At 72.2% G+C, this 20,207-nt stretch carries 19 protein-coding genes and 1 pseudogene; 12 read left to right on the top strand and 8 right to left on the bottom strand.

Annotated elements, in window-relative coordinates; all coding sequences use genetic code 11:
- Window positions 1-2: 2 nt before the first annotated feature.
- Together ACIDOF_RS36745 and ACIDOF_RS36740 are read right to left on the bottom strand one after the other, a co-directional pair.
- The gene (locus ACIDOF_RS36745) at window positions 3-449 is read right to left on the bottom strand and encodes a hypothetical protein (RefSeq protein WP_409010608.1); all 447 of its coding nucleotides are present in this window, start codon (window positions 447-449) and stop codon (window positions 3-5) included.
- 46 nt (window positions 450-495) lie between these two features.
- Window positions 496-1,245: an NPP1 family protein gene (locus tag ACIDOF_RS36740; RefSeq protein ID WP_409010617.1), complete on the bottom strand. Its 750-nt coding sequence runs from the start codon at window positions 1,243-1,245 to the stop codon at window positions 496-498.
- Between the two features lie 442 nt (window positions 1,246-1,687).
- Between ACIDOF_RS36740 and ACIDOF_RS36735 the strand changes: the two are divergent.
- Window positions 1,688-1,867 (top strand): annotated as a pseudogene (locus ACIDOF_RS36735) (DUF1304 family protein); the annotation flags it as partial.
- A gap of 73 nt (window positions 1,868-1,940) precedes the next feature.
- Here the strand turns inward: ACIDOF_RS36735 and ACIDOF_RS36730 are convergent.
- Window positions 1,941-2,951: an AraC family transcriptional regulator gene (locus ACIDOF_RS36730; RefSeq protein WP_409010607.1), complete on the bottom strand. Its 1,011-nt coding sequence runs from the start codon at window positions 2,949-2,951 to the stop codon at window positions 1,941-1,943.
- A gap of 187 nt (window positions 2,952-3,138) precedes the next feature.
- On the opposite strand from ACIDOF_RS36730, the gene tkt reads away from it, so the two are divergent.
- The 6 genes from tkt to gnd all read left to right on the top strand — a co-directional run bounded on the left by tkt (window position 3,139) and on the right by gnd (window position 11,459).
- The gene (gene tkt, locus ACIDOF_RS36725) at window positions 3,139-5,235 is read left to right on the top strand and encodes a transketolase (protein ID WP_409010606.1); all 2,097 of its coding nucleotides are present in this window, start codon (window positions 3,139-3,141) and stop codon (window positions 5,233-5,235) included.
- A gap of 84 nt (window positions 5,236-5,319) precedes the next feature.
- Window positions 5,320-6,450: a transaldolase gene (gene tal / locus ACIDOF_RS36720; protein WP_409010605.1), complete on the top strand. Its 1,131-nt coding sequence runs from the start codon at window positions 5,320-5,322 to the stop codon at window positions 6,448-6,450.
- Window positions 6,447-7,979 carry a glucose-6-phosphate dehydrogenase gene (gene zwf / locus ACIDOF_RS36715; RefSeq protein ID WP_409010604.1) on the top strand — a complete coding sequence of 511 codons (1,533 nt, stop codon included), beginning with the start codon at window positions 6,447-6,449 and terminating at the stop codon, window positions 7,977-7,979. The genes tal and zwf overlap by 4 nt, the downstream gene beginning before the upstream one ends.
- Window positions 7,976-8,917: a glucose-6-phosphate dehydrogenase assembly protein OpcA gene (gene opcA / locus ACIDOF_RS36710; protein WP_409010603.1), complete on the top strand. Its 942-nt coding sequence runs from the start codon at window positions 7,976-7,978 to the stop codon at window positions 8,915-8,917. The genes zwf and opcA overlap by 4 nt, the downstream gene beginning before the upstream one ends.
- Window positions 8,910-10,562: a glucose-6-phosphate isomerase gene (gene pgi / locus ACIDOF_RS36705; protein ID WP_409010602.1), complete on the top strand. Its 1,653-nt coding sequence runs from the start codon at window positions 8,910-8,912 to the stop codon at window positions 10,560-10,562. Before opcA ends, pgi begins: the two co-directional genes overlap by 8 nt.
- Window positions 10,563-10,583: 21 nt before the next feature.
- Window positions 10,584-11,459 (top strand): phosphogluconate dehydrogenase (NAD(+)-dependent, decarboxylating), encoded by an 876-nt coding sequence (gene gnd / locus ACIDOF_RS36700; RefSeq protein WP_409010601.1) that lies wholly within the window; start codon window positions 10,584-10,586, stop codon window positions 11,457-11,459.
- A 212-nt stretch (window positions 11,460-11,671) separates the two neighbouring features.
- On the opposite strand, the gene ACIDOF_RS36695 is transcribed toward gnd, so the two are convergent.
- Entirely contained in the window at window positions 11,672-12,112 is a 441-nt protein-coding gene (locus ACIDOF_RS36695) for a hypothetical protein (RefSeq protein ID WP_409010600.1), read from the bottom strand.
- A gap of 205 nt (window positions 12,113-12,317) precedes the next feature.
- On the opposite strand from ACIDOF_RS36695, the gene ACIDOF_RS36690 reads away from it, so the two are divergent.
- The 5 genes from ACIDOF_RS36690 to ACIDOF_RS36670 all read left to right on the top strand — a co-directional run bounded on the left by ACIDOF_RS36690 (window position 12,318) and on the right by ACIDOF_RS36670 (window position 17,176).
- Window positions 12,318-12,977 carry a helix-turn-helix transcriptional regulator gene (locus ACIDOF_RS36690; RefSeq protein ID WP_409010616.1) on the top strand — a complete coding sequence of 220 codons (660 nt, stop codon included), beginning with the start codon at window positions 12,318-12,320 and terminating at the stop codon, window positions 12,975-12,977.
- Window positions 12,978-13,034: 57 nt separating this feature from the next.
- A complete protein-coding gene (locus ACIDOF_RS36685; RefSeq protein WP_409010599.1) occupies window positions 13,035-13,895 on the top strand; it encodes an SCO6745 family protein in 861 nt (286 codons plus the stop codon).
- Window positions 13,896-14,032: 137 nt separating this feature from the next.
- Entirely contained in the window at window positions 14,033-15,514 is a 1,482-nt protein-coding gene (locus tag ACIDOF_RS36680; protein WP_409010598.1) for an aldehyde dehydrogenase (NADP(+)), read from the top strand.
- A gap of 143 nt (window positions 15,515-15,657) precedes the next feature.
- The gene (locus tag ACIDOF_RS36675; protein ID WP_409010597.1) at window positions 15,658-16,755 is read left to right on the top strand and encodes an NAD(P)/FAD-dependent oxidoreductase; all 1,098 of its coding nucleotides are present in this window, start codon (window positions 15,658-15,660) and stop codon (window positions 16,753-16,755) included.
- A 28-nt stretch (window positions 16,756-16,783) separates the two neighbouring features.
- Complete coding sequence (locus ACIDOF_RS36670; protein WP_409010596.1) at window positions 16,784-17,176, top strand: hypothetical protein; 393 nt, start codon at window positions 16,784-16,786, stop codon at window positions 17,174-17,176.
- A gap of 120 nt (window positions 17,177-17,296) precedes the next feature.
- Here ACIDOF_RS36670 and ACIDOF_RS36665 read toward each other — a convergent pair whose 3' ends face one another.
- The 4 genes from ACIDOF_RS36665 to ACIDOF_RS36650 all read right to left on the bottom strand — a co-directional run bounded on the left by ACIDOF_RS36665 (window position 17,297) and on the right by ACIDOF_RS36650 (window position 20,163).
- Window positions 17,297-18,334 (bottom strand): TIGR03571 family LLM class oxidoreductase, encoded by a 1,038-nt coding sequence (locus ACIDOF_RS36665; protein ID WP_409010615.1) that lies wholly within the window; start codon window positions 18,332-18,334, stop codon window positions 17,297-17,299.
- Between the two features lie 136 nt (window positions 18,335-18,470).
- Window positions 18,471-19,304, bottom strand: coding sequence for an aldo/keto reductase (locus ACIDOF_RS36660; protein WP_409010595.1), 834 nt, complete (start codon window positions 19,302-19,304; stop codon window positions 18,471-18,473).
- Window positions 19,305-19,318: 14 nt separating this feature from the next.
- Complete coding sequence (locus tag ACIDOF_RS36655; protein WP_409010594.1) at window positions 19,319-19,723, bottom strand: nuclear transport factor 2 family protein; 405 nt, start codon at window positions 19,721-19,723, stop codon at window positions 19,319-19,321.
- The gene (locus ACIDOF_RS36650) at window positions 19,720-20,163 is read right to left on the bottom strand and encodes a GlcG/HbpS family heme-binding protein (RefSeq protein WP_409010593.1); all 444 of its coding nucleotides are present in this window, start codon (window positions 20,161-20,163) and stop codon (window positions 19,720-19,722) included. The genes ACIDOF_RS36655 and ACIDOF_RS36650 overlap by 4 nt, the downstream gene beginning before the upstream one ends.
- Window positions 20,164-20,207 lie beyond the last annotated feature (44 nt).

Here is a 20,207-nt window from a genome sequence, read left to right as displayed (position 1 = left end):
CCCTACGCGTACGGAAGGACGAGGTGGGAGGGGTCGTCCTCGCGCCGGATGCCGATCGGCCCGCGCGCGAACTCGTGGCAGAACTCCACGGGTTCGTCCGTGAAGAGCACGGCGGGTATGCCTTCGGCGCCGGGGTACGGGACTGCGAGGCCGAAGGCGTAGGGGTGGCGGGTGACGCCGTCGGCCTGCCGGGGCGGCTCCGTGGACGCGAACGTCGAGGGCCCGGCCCCCGGGCCCGGAGTCCCCTGAACCGTCCACTGCTCGCGCAGCTCCAGGACTCCGGGCGCGGGACACCCCCACCGGAAGCGGGTGACGGACATGCCGCCGACGTCGAACCACGCGCTCCAGCCCCACCCGTCGGGCAGGAACCCGAGCTCCGAGGCCTCCATGACGCCGTACGAGAGCGGGAGGCTGCTCCAGTGGCCGAGCAACTGGTCGTCCGAGTCCATCCGTTCATCCTCGGACATCCGGATGCGAGGTGAGTGACCGCCCCTCTCAGGCGTGCGGGTCGAACGGCACCCCCGGCGGGAGGGCTGCCGCCAGGTGGTCCGCGTAACTCGCGTCCTTCAGGCCGAAGTTGGCGCTGCCGAAGTCGTGGGCGCTCAACTTGTCGCGCAGGCCCGGAGGGTAGCCGTTCCAGCCGACGAGGGCCGGGAACTGCCAGGTGCCGTGGTGGTTCTCCGGCGGCTCGTCGTTGCCGCCCGCCGGGCGGAACGCGTGCGTGCCGATGCCGTCCTTGTGGTAGACGATCTTCGGGTGGGTGCCGTCCCACTGGATCTGGTCCCGCGGGTACACGTCGAACTTGCCGTGCGCGGACGTCGACACGTACTCGGCCCGCCCGTCCTTCACCCAGACCGCGACGTGCTCCCAGTCGTGCCGGTGCCCGCCGAGCCCGCTGCCGGCGACGGCCTGGTCCTTCTCGAAGTACAGCCCGTAGAGGATCGCGCACCAGCCGTTGTTGCACTTGGCGCGGGCGTACCCGTTGGTGTTGTCCAGGTCGCTCGCGTCATGGCACTGCCCGTTCACCGCGCCGCCCGGCTGCAGCCCGCCGTTGACCGTCCCGTCCGGGCCGATCGCGGGCGTCGGATAGCAGCCGTCGGTGTCGTAGTCGTACGCGGGCTGGTACGTCTGCTCCGTGCCGTCGGCGTTCGCGGGCAGCGCCGCGGGCGGCTCGGCCAGGGCGCTGCCCGCGAACGTGACGACGAGGGCGAGCGCCCCGCTCGTGGCGAGACCGGTCCTGCGCATGGTTCGGCTCAGCTTCACTGAGGTCTCCCGATTCGGGTGTGGGGGAAGGCAGGACCTTAGTGACATGCACGGCTCAACACCAGATGGCCGTTTCCCCAACCAACCCTGAACAGACGGAAGTTGGCCCCCAGAGGTGCAACGCACGGGGCCTTACCCGTCACGTAATTGAGCCCCCGTACCCCCGCCCGGAACACTCCCCGCCATGTCCCCACTCGTCATCGCCGCCGCCGCGCTCTTCTTCCTCGGCATGGGCGGCTACGGCCTCGCCGCCCCCGCCGCCCTCGTACGCCCCTTCGGATCGCGGGCATGGCGGCGGGACGGCTGGCCGCCCGCGCGGCCGAACGGCCCGCGGGCTTCTACCCGTCCTGGTTCTCCTTCTGGGTCGAGACGGTGGGTGCGACCCTGCTCATCGGCTGGGCGTAGGGCGAACCGCTGGGTCTCCCGGGCCCGCGCCGCTTTCGGTACGACGGAGGAGTTCGCGGTCTCGACCAGAGCGATGGCCGCCAACCAGGGCTTGTACAACGGGTTCCTGGCCGCGGGACTCACGTCGTCCCGGAAGATTCTCTTCGTGCAGACCGCCCCTGCCCTCGCCGTACTCGCGCTGGTGCTCCTGGCCCGCTGAGGCCGGTGGGCCGCTGCAGCTCAGGGCGATCGCATGCGGAACCACCCGCCGGGGCGGCCCATGCCGTGCCCGGCTACACCTGCTCCGCCCGGAACGCCATCGGCGTCAACCCGGTGTGCAGCTGGAAGAACTTGGAGAAGTTCGCCGAGTCCGTGAACCCGACGGCCACCCCGATCCGGCCCACCGGCAGCTCCGTGTGCGCGAGCAGCCGCTTCGCCTCCAGGATCACCCGCCGGTCGATGAACGCCTTCGGCGTCTGGCCCGTCGCGGAGCGCACCGCGCGGACCAGGGTGCGGCGCGAGTAACCCAACTGTTCCGCGTACGCGCTGACGCTGTGGTTGGTGGTGAAGCCCTGCTCGACCGCCGTACGGAACCGCGTGAACGTCGTGTCCGGCGGCGGCTCGCACTCGTCGGCCGCCGCGAGGGCCGAGACGTGCGCGACGCGCAGCATGAACGCCGTGAGCGAGTGCCGAAGGACGTTCGTGTGCAGGCTCTGCGGCAGCGTCTCGGTGTCGCAGTACTCCCGCTCCAACTGCTCCAACGAGGCCCGCAGCGCCGCGAGTTGGGCCGCGTCCGGGTGCAGCAGCGGCGGCCGGTCGTAGCGGTACAGGCCGGTCGCCTCGACCGTCGCGCGCGGCAGGAAACCGGGCTGCATCGTCAGCGCCGTGCCCACGTACCGGTCCGTCGTCGAGAAGCCGTGCACCTGGCCGGGTCTGATCCACAGCACGTCCCCGGCTCCGGCCTCGTAGTCCATGAAGTCGACCATGTGGTGGACCGGGCCCTCGCGGAAGAACAGCAGCACGTGGAAGTCGATGCGGTGCAGCCGCCGGGACAGGCCGAACCCGTCGGGCCAGGCAGGGGAGTCGGCCTCCATCGGCCCGATGTGCATCCCCACCCCGGACACGCTCGCGCTCCGGTCGAAGGGGTACGTGCGGATCGGCTCGCCGGAGTCCGGCCGCACGATCGGATGCGTGGCCGCGGCCGCGCCCGGGTCGGTGCCGAGGCCGCCCGCGGCGCCCGTGTGAGCGCCCGGGGTCGCAGGTGCGCCCGCATCCGCGCTCGGATGCGCAGCGTCGCGCTCCATGGTGACCACTCCTCGTCTCCGCGGGCTTCCGGTGTCCCAGTTTCACCCAAGCGTGGCGCGGGGGCACCTCGCTCTCCAAAAGTATGACCTTTAATCTCACCAGTGGTTCCACCAGGGGCTTTGGTCCTCGGCGGACCGTGCCCTCCGGCACCAAGGACAGACAACGGATGCGAAGGAAGTCCCACAGATGAGCACGCAGACACCGAACGCCCTCGACCCCTTCGAGCGCCCCTTCGAGTGGACCGAACTCGACCAGCGTGCCGTCGACACCGCCCGCCTGCTGGCGGCCGACGCGGTGCAGAAGGTCGGCAACGGCCACCCCGGCACGGCCATGAGCCTCGCCCCGGCCGCGTACACCCTGTTCCAGAAGGCCATGCGGCACGACCCCGCCGACCCGGAGTGGACCGGCCGCGACCGCTTCGTCCTGTCGCCCGGCCACACCAGCCTCACCCTCTACACCCAGCTCTTCCTCGCCGGCTACGAGCTGGACCTGGACGACCTGAAGGCGTTCCGCACCCAGGGCTCCAAGACCCCCGGCCACCCCGAGTACGGGCACACCGCCGGCGTCGAGACCACCACAGGACCGCTCGGCCAGGGCGTCGCCAACGCCGTCGGCATGGCCATGGCCGCCCGCTACGAGCGCGGCCTCTTCGACCCCGAGGCCCCCGAGGGCACGAGCCCCTTCGACCACACCATCTGGGCGATCGTCTCCGACGGAGACCTGGAGGAGGGCGTCTCCGCCGAGGCCAGCTCCCTCGCCGGCCACCAGAAGCTCGGCAACCTCGTCTTCGTCTACGACGACAACCACATCTCCATCGAGGGCGACACCGAGACTGCCTTCTCCGAGGACGTCCTGAAGCGGTACGAGGCGTACGGCTGGCACGTGCAGCGCATCGAGCCCCAGGAGAACGGCGACGTCGACGTTCGCGCCCTGCACGCGGCGCTCGCCGCCGCCAAGGCCGAGACGGAGCACCCGTCCATCATCGCGATGCGCACGATCATCGCCTGGCCCGCCCCCAACGCCCAGAACACCGAGGCCTCGCACGGCTCCGCCCTCGGCGCCGACGAGATCGCCGCGACCAAGCGCGTCCTCGGCTTCGACCCCGAGCAGACCTTCGCCGTCGAGGACCAGGTCATCGCGCACAGCCGCAAGGCCCTGGACCGCGGCGCCGAGGCGCACGCCGCCTGGGACAAGCAGCTCGGCGCCTGGCGCACCGACAACCCCGAGCGCGCAGCCCTCCTCGACCGGATCGTCTCCGGCCGCCTCCCCGAGGGCTGGGAGGACGCCCTGCCGGTCTTCGAGGCCGGTACGAAGGTCGCCACCCGCGCCGCGTCCGGCAAGGTCCTCCAGGCCCTCGGCCCGGTCCTGCCCGAACTGTGGGGCGGCTCCGCGGACCTGGCGGGCTCCAACAACACGACCATCGACAAGACCAGCTCGTTCCTCCCGAAGGGCAACCCGCTCTCGGAGGCCGACCCGTACGGCCGCACCGTGCACTTCGGCATCCGTGAGTTCTCGATGGCCGCCGAGATGAACGGCATCGCCCTGCACGGCAACACCCGCATCTACGGCGGCACGTTCCTGGTGTTCTCCGACTACATGCGCAACGCCGTCCGCATGTCGGCCCTCATGCAGCTCCCCGTCACGTACGTGTGGACGCACGACTCCGTCGGCCTCGGCGAGGACGGACCCACCCACCAGCCGGTCGAGCACCTCGCTTCGCTGCGCGCCATCCCCGGCCTGAACATCGTCCGCCCGGCCGACGCCAACGAGACCGCCGTCGCCTGGCGCGAGATCCTGCGCCGCGGCACGGCCAAGCCCGCCCCGCACGGCCTCGCCCTGAGCCGCCAGGGCCTGCCGGTGTACGAGGCCAACTCCGAGGCCGCCAAGGGCGGTTACGTCCTCGCCGAGGCCTCGAAGGAGACCCCGGACGTCGTCCTGATCGCCACCGGCTCCGAGGTGCAGCTCGCCGTCGCCGCCCGCGAAACCCTCGAAGCCGAAGGGATCGCCACGCGGGTCGTGTCGATGCCGTCCGTCGAGTGGTTCGAGGAGCAGGACCAGGCGTACCGGGACAGCGTCCTGCCCCCGTCGGTCAAGGCCCGCGTCGCCGTCGAGGCCGGCATCGGCCTGACCTGGCACAAGTACGTGGGCGACGCCGGCCGGATCGTCTCCCTGGAGCACTTCGGCGCCTCCGCCGACGCCGGGACCCTGTTCGCCGAGTTCGGCTTCACCGCCGAGAACGTCGCCGCGAACGCCCGCGCGTCCCTGACCGCCGCCCGCGCCTGACCCGTACACCCTGATCCGTACGGGCCCGGCCGCACCGAGGCCCGTACCCGCCTCCCCGTACCGCACGAGCCGCACCGAAAGAAGATGAAGAGCATGAGCAACGCCTCCGCACCCCTCAAGACCCTCTCCGACGCGGGCGTTTCCATCTGGCTCGACGACCTGTCCCGCACCCGCATCGAGTCCGGCAACCTCGCCGAGCTCGTCGAGAACAGCCACGTCGTCGGCGTCACCACCAACCCCTCGATCTTCCAGGCCGCCATCGGCAAGGGCGAGGGCTACGAGGAGCAGCTCGCCGACCTGGCCGTCCGTGGCGTCACCGTCGACGAGGCCGTCCGCATGATGACCACCGCCGACGTCCGCGCCGCCGCCGACATCCTGCGCCCCGTGTACGACGCCACCGAGGGCCGCGACGGCCGCGTCTCCATCGAGGTCGACCCGCGCCTGGCCAACGCCACCGAGGCCACGATCGCCGAGGCCAAGCAGCTGGCCTGGCTCGTCGACCGGCCCAACGTGATGATCAAGATCCCGGCGACCCTCGCGGGCCTCCCGGCGATCACCGAGGTCATCGGCCTCGGCATCTCCGTCAACGTCACGCTGATCTTCTCCCTCGACCGCTACAAGGCCGTCATGGACGCCTACCTGGCCGGTCTGGAGAAGGCCCGCGAGCGGGGCATCGACCTGGCCACGATCCACTCCGTGGCGTCCTTCTTCATCTCCCGCGTCGACGCCGAGATCGACAAGCGCCTCGACGGCATCGGCACCGCGGATGCCGCCGCGCTCAAGGGCAGGGCCGCCCTCGCCAACGCCCGGCTCGCGTACGAGGCGTACGAGCAGGTCTTCGCCACCGAGCGCTGGAGCGCCCTCGCGCAGGCCGGCGCCCACAAGCAGCGCCCGCTCTGGGCCTCGACCGGCGTGAAGGACCCCGCGTACAAGGACACCCTGTACGTCGACGAGCTCGTCGCCCCCGGCACCGTCAACACCATGCCCGAGGCCACGCTGCAGGCCACCGCCGACCACGGCGAGATCACCGGCGACACCGTCACCGGCGGCTACGAGCAGGCCCGCGCCGACCTCAAGGCCGTCGACGCGCTCGGCATCTCCTACGACGAGGTCGTCACCAAGCTGGAGGACGAGGGCGTCGCCAAGTTCGAGGTGGCGTGGAACGATCTCCTCGCCACCGTCACCACCCGCCTCCAGGGAGCTGAGGTCAAGTGAGCGGCACCGCCCGGCAGAACCCGCTGAGGGACCCCCGCGACCGGCGACTGCCGCGCATCGCGGGCCCCTCCGGGCTCGTCATCTTCGGCGTCACCGGCGACCTGTCCCGCAAGAAGCTCATGCCGGCCGTGTACGACCTCGCCAACCGGGGTCTGCTGCCGCCGGGCTTCTCCCTCCTCGGCTTCGCCCGCCGCGAGTGGGAGGACCAGGACTTCGCGCAGGTCGTCCACGACTCGGTCCGCGAGCACGCCCGCACCCCCTTCCGCGAGGAGGTCTGGCAGCAGCTCGCCGAGGGCATGCGCTTCATCCCCGGCGACTTCGACGACGACACCGCGTTCGAGCAACTTCGGTCCGCCGTCGACGAGTTGGACGAGAAGCGCGGCACCAGCGGCAACTACGCCTTCTACCTGTCGGTGCCGCCGAAGTTCTTCCCGAAGGTCGTCCAGCAGCTGAAGAAGCACGGCCTCGCCGACGGCCCCGAGGGATCCTGGCGGCGTGCCGTCATCGAGAAGCCCTTCGGCCACGACATCGAGTCGGCCCGCGAGCTGAACGCGATCGTGCACGAGGTCTTCGCACCCGAGCAGGTCTTCCGCATCGACCACTACCTCGGCAAGGAGACCGTCCAGAACATCCTGGCGCTCCGCTTCGCCAACCAGACGTACGAGCCCGTCTGGAACCGCAGTTACGTCGACCACGTGCAGATCACGATGGCCGAGGACATCGGCATCGGCGGCCGCGCCGGGTACTACGACGGCATCGGCGCCGCCCGTGACGTCATCCAGAACCACCTCCTGCAGCTCCTCGCGCTCACGGCCATGGAGGAGCCCGCCTCCTTCGACGCCGAGTCGCTCGTCAACGAGAAGCTGAAGGTCCTCAAGTCCGTACGGCTGCCCGAGGACCTGGAGAAGTCCACGGTCCGCGCGCAGTACGCCGGGGGCTGGCAGGGCGGCGAGCAGGTCAAGGGCTACCTGCAGGAGGACGGCATCGACCCGCAGTCGAAGACCGACACCTACGCCGCCGTCAAGCTGGAGATCGACAACCGCCGCTGGGCGGGCGTGCCGTTCTACCTGCGCACCGGCAAGCGGCTCGGCCGGCGCGTCACGGAGATCGCGGTGGTGTTCCAGCGCGCCCCGCACTCGCCGTTCGACCAGACCGCCACCGAGGAGCTCGGCCAGAACGCGATCGTCATCCGCGTCCAGCCCGACGAGGGCATGACGGTCCGCTTCGGCTCCAAGGTGCCCGGCACGTCGATGGAGATCCGCGACGTCTCCATGGACTTCGCGTACGGCGAGTCCTTCACCGAGTCCAGCCCCGAGGCGTACGAACGGCTCATCCTGGACGTGCTGTTGGGCGACGCCAACCTGTTCCCCCGCACGGAGGAGGTGGAGGAGTCCTGGCGCATCCTCGACCCCGTCGAGCAGCACTGGGACACCCACGGCAAGCCCGCCCAGTACGCCTCGGGCAGCTGGGGGCCGAAGGAGGCGGACGAGATGCTCGCACGAGACGGACGGAGCTGGCGCAGGCCATGAAGATCGATCTGACCGACACCACGGCAAGCAAGATCAACAAGGCGCTCGTGGACGGGCGCCGGGCCATCGGGACGCCCGCCGTGGGCATGGTCCTCACGATGGTGATCGTCACCGACGAGGAGAACGCGTACGACGCGACCCGGGCCGCCCAGGAGGCGTCCCGCGAGCACCCCTCGCGCACCCTCGTCGTCATCAAGCGCACCGCCCGCTCGCCCCGCGACCGCCAGGGCAACCGCCTCGACGCCGAGGTCCGCGTCGGCACCGACGCCGGCACCGGCGAGACGGTGATCCTGCGGTTCTACGGCGAGGTCGGCCGGCACGCCGACTCGGTCGTGCTGCCGCTGCTGCTTCCGGACGCCCCGGTCGTCGTGTGGTGGCCGGTCGACGCCCCGGACGTGCCCGCCAAGGACCCGCTCGGCGCACTCGCCGCCCGCCGCATCACCGACGCGTACGCGGTGGAGGACCCGCTCGCGGCCCTCGACCAGCGCGCCGCCTCGTACGCGCCCGGCGACACCGACCTGGCCTGGACGCGCCTCACCCCGTGGCGCTCCATGCTGGCCGCGGCCCTCGACCAGGCCCCCGTGCAGGTCACGTCGGCCGCCGTCGAGTCCGAGGCCGAGAACCCCAGCGCCGAACTCCTCGCGCGCTGGCTCGGCGCCCGGCTCGGCGTCCCGGTCGAGCGGATCACCACCGCCGGTCCGGTCGTCACCGCCGTCAGCCTCGGCACGGCCCGCGGAGACATCCGCATCGACCGCCCCGAGGGCCCCCTCGCCACCCTCACCCTGCCCGGCCAGCCGGAGCGCACCCTCGCCCTGAAGGTCCGCTCGACCGCCGAGCTGATCGCGGAGGAGCTGCGCCGCCTGGACGCCGACGACATGTACGCCGTCGCCCTGCAGGCGGGCCCCTCCGGCTCCAAGGAGTCCGTTCAACATGCCTGACACCGCACCCCTGTTGAAGCGCCGCCCCGAGTGGACCGCCCTCGAGGACCACCGCGCCAAGGTCAACGGCACGCATCTGCGCGAGCTGTTCGCCGCCGACCCGGCCCGCGCCGAGCGGTACACCGTCCAGGTCGGCGACCTGCACATCGACTACTCGAAGCACCTGGTCACGGACGAGACCCTCGCCCTGCTCCAGGAACTCGCCGCGGCCACCGACGTGTTCGGCCTGCGCGACGCCATGTTCCGCGGCGAGAAGATCAACACGACCGAGGACCGCGCCGTCCTGCACACCGCGCTGCGCGCCCCCGCCGACGCGGTCATCGAGGTCGACGGCGAGAACGTCGTCCCGAAGGTGCACGCCGTCCTCGACAAGATGACCGCCTTCGCCGACAAGGTCCGTGCGGGGGAGTGGACCGGCCACACCGGCAAGCGGATCCGCAACGTCGTCAACGTCGGCATCGGCGGCTCCGACCTCGGCCCCGCCATGGCGTACGAGGCCCTCCGCCCGTACACCGCACGGGAGTTGACGGTCCGCTTCGTCTCCAACGTCGACGGCGCCGACCTGCACGAGGCGGTACGCGACCTCGACCCGGCCGAGACGCTGTTCGTCATCGCCTCGAAGACCTTCACCACCATCGAGACGATCACCAACGCCCAGGCCGCCCGCACCTGGCTGCTCGACGGGCTCGGCGGCGACGAGGCGGCGGTGGCGAAGCACTTCGTCGCCCTGTCGACCAACGCCGAGAAGGTCGCGGACTTCGGCATCGACACGGCCAACATGTTCGAGTTCTGGGACTGGGTCGGCGGCCGTTACTCCTTCGACTCGGCCATCGGCCTGTCCCTGATGATCGCCATCGGCCCGGACCGCTTCCGCGAGCTCCTCGACGGCTTCCGCCTGGTCGACGACCACTTCCGCACGGCCCCCGCAGAGGCCAACGCGCCTCTGCTGCTCGGCCTGCTGGGCATCTGGTACGGCAACTTCCACGGCGCCCAGTCGCACGCGGTGCTGCCGTACAGCCACTACCTGTCGAAGTTCACCGCGTACCTCCAGCAGCTCGACATGGAGTCCAACGGCAAGTCCGTGGACCGCGAGGGCCGGCCGGTGCAGTGGCAGACGGGCCCGGTCGTCTGGGGCACCCCGGGCACCAACGGCCAGCACGCCTACTACCAGCTCATCCACCAGGGCACGAAGGTGATCCCGGCGGACCTCATCGGTTTCGCGAAGCCGGTCGAGGAGCTGTCCGCCCAACTCGCCGACCAGCACGACCTGTTGATGGCCAACCTGTTCGCCCAGGGCCAGGCCCTCGCCTTCGGCAAGACGCCGGACGAGGTGCGCGCGGAGGGCGTCGCCGAGGACCTGGTCGCCCACAGGACGTTCCAGGGCAACCACCCGACGACCACCATCCTGGCCAAGGAACTGACCCCGTCGGTCCTCGGCCAGCTCATCGCCCTCTACGAGCACAAGGTCTTCGTCCAGGGCGCGATCTGGCACATCGACTCCTTCGACCAGTGGGGCGTGGAGCTCGGCAAGGTCCTCGCCAAGCGGGTCGAACCCGCCCTCACCGAAGGCGCGGACGTCCCCGGCCTCGACGCCTCCACCCGCTTCCTCGTCGACACGTACCGCGCCCTGCGCGGCCGCAACTAGCACGGAAAGCAGTGAACTGACATGCAGCTCGGACTGATCGGCCTCGGCAAGATGGGCGGCAACATGCGCGAGCGCATCCGCCGCGCGGGCCACGACGTCATCGGCTACGACCGCAACCCCGAGGTCTCCGACGTGGCGTCCCTCGCCGAACTCGTCGACAAGCTCGAAGGCCCCCGTGTCGTCTGGGTCATGGTCCCGGCCGGCGCCGCCACCCAGTCGACCGTCGACGAACTGAAGGGACTGCTCTCCGAGGGCGACATCGTCGTCGACGGCGGCAACTCCCGCTGGACGGACGACGAGAAGCACGCCGCGGAGCTCGCCGAGCGCGGCATCGGCTTCGTCGACGCCGGCGTCTCCGGCGGCGTCTGGGGCCTGGAGAACGGCTACGCCCTGATGGTCGGCGGCGCCGACGAGCACGTGGCCCGCGTCAAGCCGGTCTTCGACGCCCTCAAGCCCGAAGGCGACCACGGCTACGTCCACGCGGGCAAGGTCGGCGCCGGCCACTTCTCGAAGATGGTCCACAACGGCATCGAGTACGCCATGATGCAGGCCTACGCCGAGGGCTGGGAGCTCCTCGAAGCGGTCGACTCGGTCACCGACGTCCGCGAGGTGTTCCGCTCCTGGCAGGAGGGCACGGTCATCCGCTCCTGGCTCCTCGACCTGGCCGTCAACGCCCTGGACGACGACGAGCACCTGGAGCAGCTGCGCGGCTTCGCCCAGGACTCGGGCGAGGGCCGCTGGACCGTCGAGGCGGCCATCGACAACGCGGTGCCGCTCCCGGCGATCACCGCGTCCCTCTTCGCGCGCTTCGCCTCCCGCCAGGAGGACTCGCCGCAGATGAAGATGATCGCCGCGCTCCGCAACCAGTTCGGCGGGCACGCGGTCGAGAAGAAGTAACTCCCCGAAGGCGGGGGCGAGTTGCCCCCCTCCGGCGTACGTTGCGTGGGCGCGCCCGGCCGGCTGACGGTCCGGCCGGGCGCCTCCGCGTTCCGACGCACCTTCGCCTGCGTTCCCGGGGCCGGAGGGGCCCGCCCGGCAGGGACCCGCCCGCACGGCAGGTCGGTCAACGGCGTGCGGGCGGGAGTCGGTGTCGCGTCCTTCCGTCCGCGTCAACGCGGTGATCGCGCACTGCGGTAGTGCTGGGCCAGCCGGGCCAGGGCGACGGCGCCGAGCAGCAGGCCGAAGTCGCGCAGCGCGATGTCGTAGTGGCCGGGGATGGTCAGCAGGTTGACGATGATGCCGCCGAGCCACGCGGCGACGAGCCAGCCCCCGAACCTCGGGGCGACCGCGACGACGAGTCCGGCGAGGATCTCGATCACGCCGACCGCGTACATCACGTCCTGGGCGCTGCCCGGAAGGATGTCGTCGACCCAGGGGGCGAGATAGGTGGGCCAGTCCACGAGCAGGTTGGCGAACTTGTCCAACCCGAACAGGATCGGCGCCACCGTGAATCCGGCGCGCAGGATCACGAACGCCTGATAGCCGGGATCGGTGAGCGCGGCCCGCCGGGACCCGGCGGACGCGGTGGTTGAGGTGATCGGGGACGACATGACGCCCTCCTTCTATCAACAACTCTCACTGTTGATAGAAGCGCGGAATTCTTCTTTAGTCAATGGTTATGGGTTTTACACTGGGTGCGTGGACCGCACGAACGAAGCACCCCGCCCCGACGACGACGCCCCGGCCGTGCCCGAGACCCCCCGGACCGCCGTGAACTCCGAGGCTCCCGCGGTCTTCGCGAACTCCGCGACCCCCGTGGTCTCCGGCGTCTCCGCCGTCGCCGCCCTGGACGAACCGAACCGTCGGCGCCTGTACGAGCACGTCGTGCGCCAGTCCGCGCCGGTCAGCCGTGACGAGGCCGCCGAGGCGCTCGGCCTCGCCCGCCGGACCGCCGCCTTCCATCTGGACCGCCTCGCCGCCGCGGCCCTGCTCGACGTGGTCTACGAGCGGCGCACCGGACGCACCGGCCCCGGCGCCGGCCGCCCCGCCAAGCTGTACCGGCGCTCCGCAGGGCAGGTCACCGTCAACCTCCCGGAGCGGCACTACGAACTGGCCGGGCACCTCCTCGCCCGTGCCGTGGAGGAGTCGGAGGCCTCCGGCGAACCGGTCCGGTCGGTCCTGCACCGCAACGCCCACGACCTGGGCGCACGGCTCGCCGCACAGGGCGCGGAAGACGGCGGCGTGATCGCCGTACTCGAACGCAACGGCTTCGAGCCCCGCGAGGACGGCGACGCCGTGGTGCTCGGCAACTGCCCCTTCCACGCCCTCGCCCGCGAGCACACGGAGACGGTCTGCGGCATGAACCTGCACCTCGTCGAGGGCGTACTGGAAGGGCTGGCCGAGGACGGGGTGCGGGCGTGCCTGGCGCCCGGCGCGGACCGCTGCTGCGTCCGCCTGGAACCGTCGCCCGAGTGACGCCGTACACCCTCAACCACCCTTGTCCGCAAGGGTGTCGGGGGTGAGGATGGCACCGTGGAAGCAGCCTTCGCCCGTACGGTCTGGCACCTCCTGGAGCCGCTGCACGCGGTCACCTACTTCGCACCCGAGGCCCGCGAGGCCAACCGCGCTGCGGGTCTGCGCGGGTTCTGGATGGGCTACTTCGCGTCGCGGGCCGCACCTCTGGGGGCCGTGACGGCGGGTCCGGTGGAGGCGGCGTTCTTCAACTTCCATCCGGCGGTGGTGCGTCGGGCCCTCCCCGACGCCTGGGGCTTCGCCCGCCCCGAGGCCGTACTCCGGGCCCGCGCCGAAGCCGCCGCCGCGGCCCTGCGTCGCACGGCTCCGTCGGCGGCCCGAGGGGCGGACGCCGTCGCGCCGTTGCTGCGGCGCGTCGTCTCCGCCGCGGACGCCGCCGGCCGCCCGCTGTTCGCCGCCAATCGCGACCTGCCCGCACCCGACGACCCCGTGGCCGCACTCTGGCAGGCCGCCACCTCACTGCGCGAGCAGCGCGGGGACGGCCACGTCGCCGTGCTGACCGCCGAAGGCCTCGACGGCTGCGAGGCCCACGTGCTGTTCGCCGCGTCCGAAGGCGTGCCCGTCGCCACCCTGCGCGACAACCGCGGCTGGTCCGAAGGGGACTGGCGGGCGGCGGCGGACCGCCTGACCGCGCGCGGGCTGCTCGACGGAACCGGCACACCCACCGCCGAGGGTCGCGCGCTGCGCACCCACGCCGAACATCGCACCGACGCCCTCGCCGTACGCCCGTACCGCGAACTGACCGCGCCCGAGACCGCCCAACTCCTGGCAGAACTCGGTGAGTTGGCCGACGCGGTGCTGGCCTCGGACACCATCCCCTTCCCCAACCCGATGGGCCTTCCGGAGCGACGTACGGGGTAGCTCCACGGAGTCGTTCGGCACCCCGGACAACGGTCGATTGAGGGGTCGCACGGGGATTCGGTACGGTGCGGGCAGCGGTCTGTTATGTCGAATGACGTCCGAAATTTCGAACGTATGCCACAGGGAGGCCCCCTCCGATGGACAGCACGATGGACAGCACCACCGAGCAGGTCGACGCACAGATCGTGGCGGCGCACCGCGCCCACCGTGACACGTGCGCCCTCGCCCCCGCCCGCCGCGCCGACTGGCTCCGGACGATCGCGGACGCACTGGAGGAGAACCGGGCCGAACTCGTCGCGCTCGCCCGCCAGGAGACCCACCTCGGCGAGGCCCGCCTGAACGGTGAACTCCGCCGTACCGCCTTCCAGTTGGAGCTGTTCGCCGCCGAGATCGAACGCGGCGAACACCTGGCCGCGACCGTCGACCACCACGACCCCGACTGGGGCATGGGCCCCCGCCCGGACATCCGGCGGCACAACGTCCCCCTGGGCGTCGTCGGCGTCTTCGGCGCCTCCAACTTCCCCTTCGCCTTCGGCGTCGTCGGCGGCGACACCGCATCGGCCCTCGCCGCGGGCTGCGCCGTCGTCCACAAGATCCACGAAGGACACCCCCGACTCGGCCTGCGCATCGGCGAGTTGGTCAAGGCGGCGCTCGCAGCGGCGGGCGCACCCGACGGGCTGTTCAGCACGGTCACCGGCCGACCCGCGGGTGAGGCGCTCGTCGACCACCCGCTCGTCCGGGCCATCGGCTTCACCGGCTCCACGGCCGGCGGCCGCGCCCTCTTCGACAGCGCCGGCCGACGCCCGCAGCCCATCCCGTTCTACGGCGAACTCGGCAGCGTCAACCCGGTGTTCGTCACCGAGGCCGCGTGGAAGGCCCGCCGCGAGGAGATCCTCGACGGCTTCGCCGCCTCCTTCACCCTCGGCATGGGCCAGTTCTGCACCAAGCCCGGCCTCCTCTTCGTCCCCGAGGACGGTATGCGCCCCGCCCTCGACCACCTCGCCCGCACCCTCGGCGACCAGCCCGTCGCCCCGCTCCTCAACCCCCGGCTCCGCGAGGGGTACGGGCAGGCACTCGCCGCCGCCCGGAACGTGACCGGCATCGAGGTCGCCGTCCCCGGGGACGAGGCCGAAGCGCCCCGGCCCACCGTCCTCACCACCACGGCCGAGTCCGTACGCGACCACCCGGACCTCCTGGAGCACGAGATGTTCGGCCCGGCCGCGGTCGTCGTCACCTACCGCCCGGACGACCGACTCCCGGACCTGGCCGCCCTGTTCGGCGGCCAGCTCACCGCGACCGTGCACGCCGAGCCGCACGAGGACGTCGCCGACCTCCTCGCCGCGCTGGGGGAGCGGGCCGGGCGGCTGGTCTGGAACGCCTGGCCGACCGGCGTCACCGTCACCCACGCCCAGCAGCACGGCGGCCCCTACCCCGCCACCACCGCACCCGGCACCACCTCGGTCGGCACGGCGTCGATCGCACGGTTCATGCGGCCCGTCGCGTACGACTCCTTCCCTGCGGAACAACTGCCGCCCCCGCTGCGGGACGACAACCCGTGGCGCATCGTCCGCCGCGTCGACGGCACGTGGGAGAGCCCGGAGGGACCGACGGGTTTCTGACAGCCGGCGCCGCGCAGTACGCCGTACGCCGTGCGCCACTCCCGCTCGCCCGCCCCCCCGCTGCCGTCTCCCGCTCCGGGGAAGGATCCGCTGGACTCCGGGCGTCGCCGCGTCCGGAGGATCCACACCGTCAGGAGGTACGCATGCGAGTCGTGGTCGTCGGCAGCGGCATCGTCGGGGCGGCAGCCGGGTACGCCCTTGCCCGCGCCGGAGCGGACGTCGTCCTGGTCGACTCGGGCGCCCCGGGCCGCGCCACGTCCGCCGGGGCGGGCATCGTCTGCCCCTGGTCGTCCCGCTCGGATGACCCGGACTGGTACCGGATGGCCGTCGCGGGCGCCGAGCACTACCCGGAACTCCTCGCCCACTTGGCCGCCGACGGCGAGACCGACCTCGGCCACCGCCGCGTCGGCGCCCTGTGCCTGGTCGGCGCGGACGAGGCCGAACAGCGGCTGCTGACCGTCGCGGAGCGCGCCGCGAAGTCCCCGGCGGCGGGCGAGGTCGAGCTGATCGACGCCCGCCGCGCCCGCGCCCTCTTCCCACCCCTCGGCCACACCGGCCCCGCCATCCGCATCCCGGGCGCCGCCCGCCTCGACGGCCGCGCCGTCCGCGACGCCCTGCTCCGCGCCGCCGCCCGCCGAGGCGCTCAACTCGTCGAAGGCGAAGCCGAGTTGGTCGCGAACGGCGCCGTGAGCGGGGTGCGCGTCGCCGACCGCTTCCACGGCGCGGACGCCGTGATCGCCGCCGCCGGCGCATGGTCCCCGAACCTCCTCGCCCCGCACGGCGTCCACGTACGCGTCACCGCCCAGCGCGGCCAGATCGTGCACCTGCGCCTGCCCGGCGCGGCCACCGCGGACTGGCCTGTCGTCCTCCCGCAGTCCCGCCACTACCTCCTCGCCTTCGACGACTCCCGCGTCGTCGTCGGCGCCACCCGCGAGGACGGCACCGGCTTCGACCACCGTGTGACCGCCGCCGGACTCGCCGAGGTCCTGAACGAAGCCCTCGCCGTGGCCCCCGGACTCGCCGACGCCACCCACGTCGAGACCCGCGTCGGCTTCCGCCCCACCGGCCCCGACGCCCGCCCCCTCCTCGGCCCGGTCCCGCACCTCCCCGGCCTGATCGTCGCCAACGGCCTCGGCGCCAACGGCCTGATGGCGGGCCCGTACGTCGGCACCCTCGCCGCCCACCTCGCCCACGGCACCGACCCGGGCCTGAACCTCGACGCCTACGACCCGCTGCGCTGACGGCTTGGCCTCAACTCGCCGCCGGGGTATGGCGAACCGACTGCATAGAACGGCCTCGACCCCGGACGCGCACGCCGCCCCGCCCGCCCCCGACGGCCACCTCGCCGCAGAGCTCTGCCGTCGGCTGGAATCCCTCCTCGCCGGAACCGCGGGGGCTCGCCTCGCATCGCTGCGCGTGGGCCAACGGGCGCTCCCGGCGGACGGGCTCACGGTCGCGGGCTTCCTCGGCGACAGCACTCGGGTGTACGCCCTGGCCACCCACAGCGGCATCACCCTGGGCCCGTTGCTCGGCAGGCTCGCCGCCCGGGAACTCCTCACCGGCGAGCCCGACGAGCTCCTCACGGACTTCCGCCCGGCCCGCCTCCACGGCCGTACCCACCTCCCACCCCTCCGACCGGCCCGCTTCGCCGGGCAGCAGTAGCAGGTCCGGGCAGTGAAGGCCGAGGGGCAGCAGCCGCCAGCCCGCGCAAGGTGGCTCGACAAGCCCCGCCCAAGGGCCTGTTGAGCCACGCCGCGGCCGCCCGTACGTCCGTTCCCGCGGTCAGGCCGCCGCCCGGGCCTCCGTCGTCCGGGACGGGAAGTGCGGGAGCACCGTCTCGGCGAGTTCGTGGAGGACCTCGTCGACCGGGCGGTCGCCGGGGCGGAGGTTGAAGGAGACGTGGGCGACGCCGAGTTCGCCCATCGTGCGGAGGTGCTCGACCAGCGCCTCGGCGCCGGTGCGCAGGCCGAGGCGGATGGCGGTCGCCGGGGTGGCCGGATCCTCGGTGAGGTCCAGCTGCATCGGCGTGAGATACGGCTTCGGCTTCGGCGACGCGGCCGTCAGGTCCTGCCACTCCCGCGTCCGGAGCTTCAACGCCCCCAGCGGGCGCGGGTAGTTGAGGGATGCGTCGGCGTTGTGGGCGATCCACTCGGCGGACTGCTGGGCGTGCCCGGCGATCGCGATCGGCACGGTGCGGCCGACCGGCTTGGGCAGGACGTCCAGGCGGCGGTCGGCGTCGAGGCCGAGCCCGGGCAGGCTCATGCCCTCGCTCCCGTCCCGCGCGGCCCAGGCCGCCCGCAGCGTCTCCACCCCCGTACGGAAGGTGGCGCCGCGCGCGGGGAAGTCCGCGCCGAACAGCGGGTACTCGACGGGCCTGTCGCCGCTGGCCAGGCCCAGGACGAAGCGCCCGCCGGAGAGGACGTCGACGGTCGCGGCGGCCTTCGCGACGAGCAGCGGCTGCCGCAGCGGAAGGACGACGGCCGCGGTGCCGAGGACGGCGTGCTCGGTGACGGCGGCGAGGTGGCCCAGGTGCGTGAACGTCTCGAAGACGGAACCGGCGTCGCCGAACTGCTCGGGGTCGTACAGCGGTACGTCCCGCACCCACAGTCCCGCGAAGCCCGACTGGTCGGCGAGGCGGGCGAGTTCGGCGTGCCGGGTCAGGTCGGCGACGCCGAAGGGGCGGCCGCCGCCGGACGGGTCGGCGCGCAGGGCACGGATCCGGGCGCTGCCCCAGTCGTTGTCGAGGGGCAGTTCGAGACCCAGGGTCGGCAGGCCCGCGGGGTGCACGAGCCGGTCGAGTGCGGTGGGGGAGTCGGACATGAGAGGCACGGCTTTCGAGGGTCGGTACGGCGGAGGGGGTTCAGGTACGGGGCGAGCGCGGGCGGGACGTGTCCGTCCGCCCGCGCTCGTCAGGGGCTCGACCGGCGCCCGTGCGGGGCTGGTCGGTCAAGGGGGATCAGTTGAACTGGTCCGGGTGCGGGCCGGTGCGCAGGTCGCGGTCGAGGCCGGCGATCGCGGCCATCTCGTCGTCGGTGAGGGTGAAGTCGAAGACGTCGAGGTTCTGCTGGATGCGCTCGGGCGTCACCGACTTGGGGATGACGATGTTGCCGAGCTGCAGGTGCCAGCGCAGCACCACCTGGGCCGGGGACTTGCCGTGCCGGTCGGCGACCGTGGTGATCGCCTCGTCCTTGAGGACGGCGCCCTGGGCGAGCGGGCTCCACGCCTCCGTGGCGATGCCCAACTCGGCGTGCACGGCGCGCAGTTCGCTCTGCTGCAGGCCCGGGTGCAGCTCGACCTGGTTGACGGCCGGGACGAGCTCGGCGCCGTCGATCAGCCGCTTGAGGTGGTCGGGCTGGAAGTTGGAGACGCCCGCGGTGCGGACCCGGCCGTCGGCGACCAGCTTCTCGATGGCCTTCCAGGTGTCCTTGTACAGGTCACGGGCCGGGGTGGGCCAGTGGATCAGGTACATGTCGACGTAGTCCAGGCCCAGCTTCGCCAGGCTGTCGTCGAAGGCGCGGAGCGTGGAGTCGTAGCCCTGGTCGGCGTTCCACAGCTTGGTGGTGACGAACAGGTCCTCGCGGGCGACCCCGGAGGTGGCGAGGGCCTTGCCGACGCCCGCCTCGTTGCCGTAGATCGCGGCGGTGTCGATGGAGCGGTAGCCGGCCTCCAGGGCGGAGGAGACGGCGGCGGTGGTCTCCTCGTCCGGCACCTGGAAGACGCCGAAGCCGAGCTGCGGGATCTCGACGCCGTTGTTGAGGGTGACGGTGGGGATGCTGCTGTTGCTTGCCATGGTGCGGTGGCCTTTCAGTCGGTGGTGCGGGTCGTACCGGTGGTGCGAGCCGTACGGGTCGTGCGGGTCGTGCGGGTCGTGCGGTTGGTCAGGGTGTAGCGGACGGTCTGGGCGCTGATGAGTCCGTCGCGGAAGACGAACGTGTCGACGCCGTCGGTGACCTCGTGGGTGTCGGTGGCGGCGCTCCACTGCAGGAACAGCACGTCTCCGGCGAATCGCGGGGTCAACTGCCAGTCCGCGTCAGGGAGTTCGGCGAGCAGCCGGCCGATGCCCCGCCGTACTCCCGCGTGTCCCGTGAGTGTGCCCTCGGGGGTGAGGAAGACGGCGTCCTCGGTGTAGTTCTGGCTGATGAGGTCGAGGTCGCCGGTGCCGAGCCGCTCGCCGTGGTCGGCGAAGACCTCCTGCGGTGTACGGCTCATCGGACGGACTCGGCCAGCTCGGCGAGCGCCGCGGTGGCGAAGCCGTGGTCCTGCTCGGGGGCGCCGCCGCCGACGCCGATCGCACCGATCAGGAGGCCGTCGCGGTGGACGGGGATGCCGCCCGCGATGAAGAGCAGCGGCTTGTCGAGCGCGGTGGGCAGCGAGTGGAACGGCCCGTCGGGCTTCACCAGGTCGACAAGGTCGGCGGTGGGCGCGTTCAGCTGCAGCGCGGTGTACGCCTTGCGGGTGCTGGTCTCGCCGGAGATCAGCACGGCCCGGTCGTCGCGACGGAAGGCGAGCAGGTGGCCGCCCGCGTCGAGGACGGTGACGCTGACCGTGACCCCGGCGGCCTCCGCGGCGCGACGGGCGGCGGCGATCAGCGTCTCGGCGTCCTGCGTGGTGAGCGGGGCGGTGGCGGCCGGTGCGGTGGTGGTGCTCATGAGGGTTCCTTCTGGAGGGGGTGCGATGTTTCGGGGGGTACGGG

Origin of the sequence: Streptomyces sp. Da 82-17 (assembly GCF_046098215.1) — a bacterium.
GTDB lineage: Bacteria > Actinomycetota > Actinomycetes > Streptomycetales > Streptomycetaceae > Streptomyces.
Note: the sequence above shows the minus strand (reverse complement) of the source record. Positions and strands in the feature narration are given on the sequence as shown.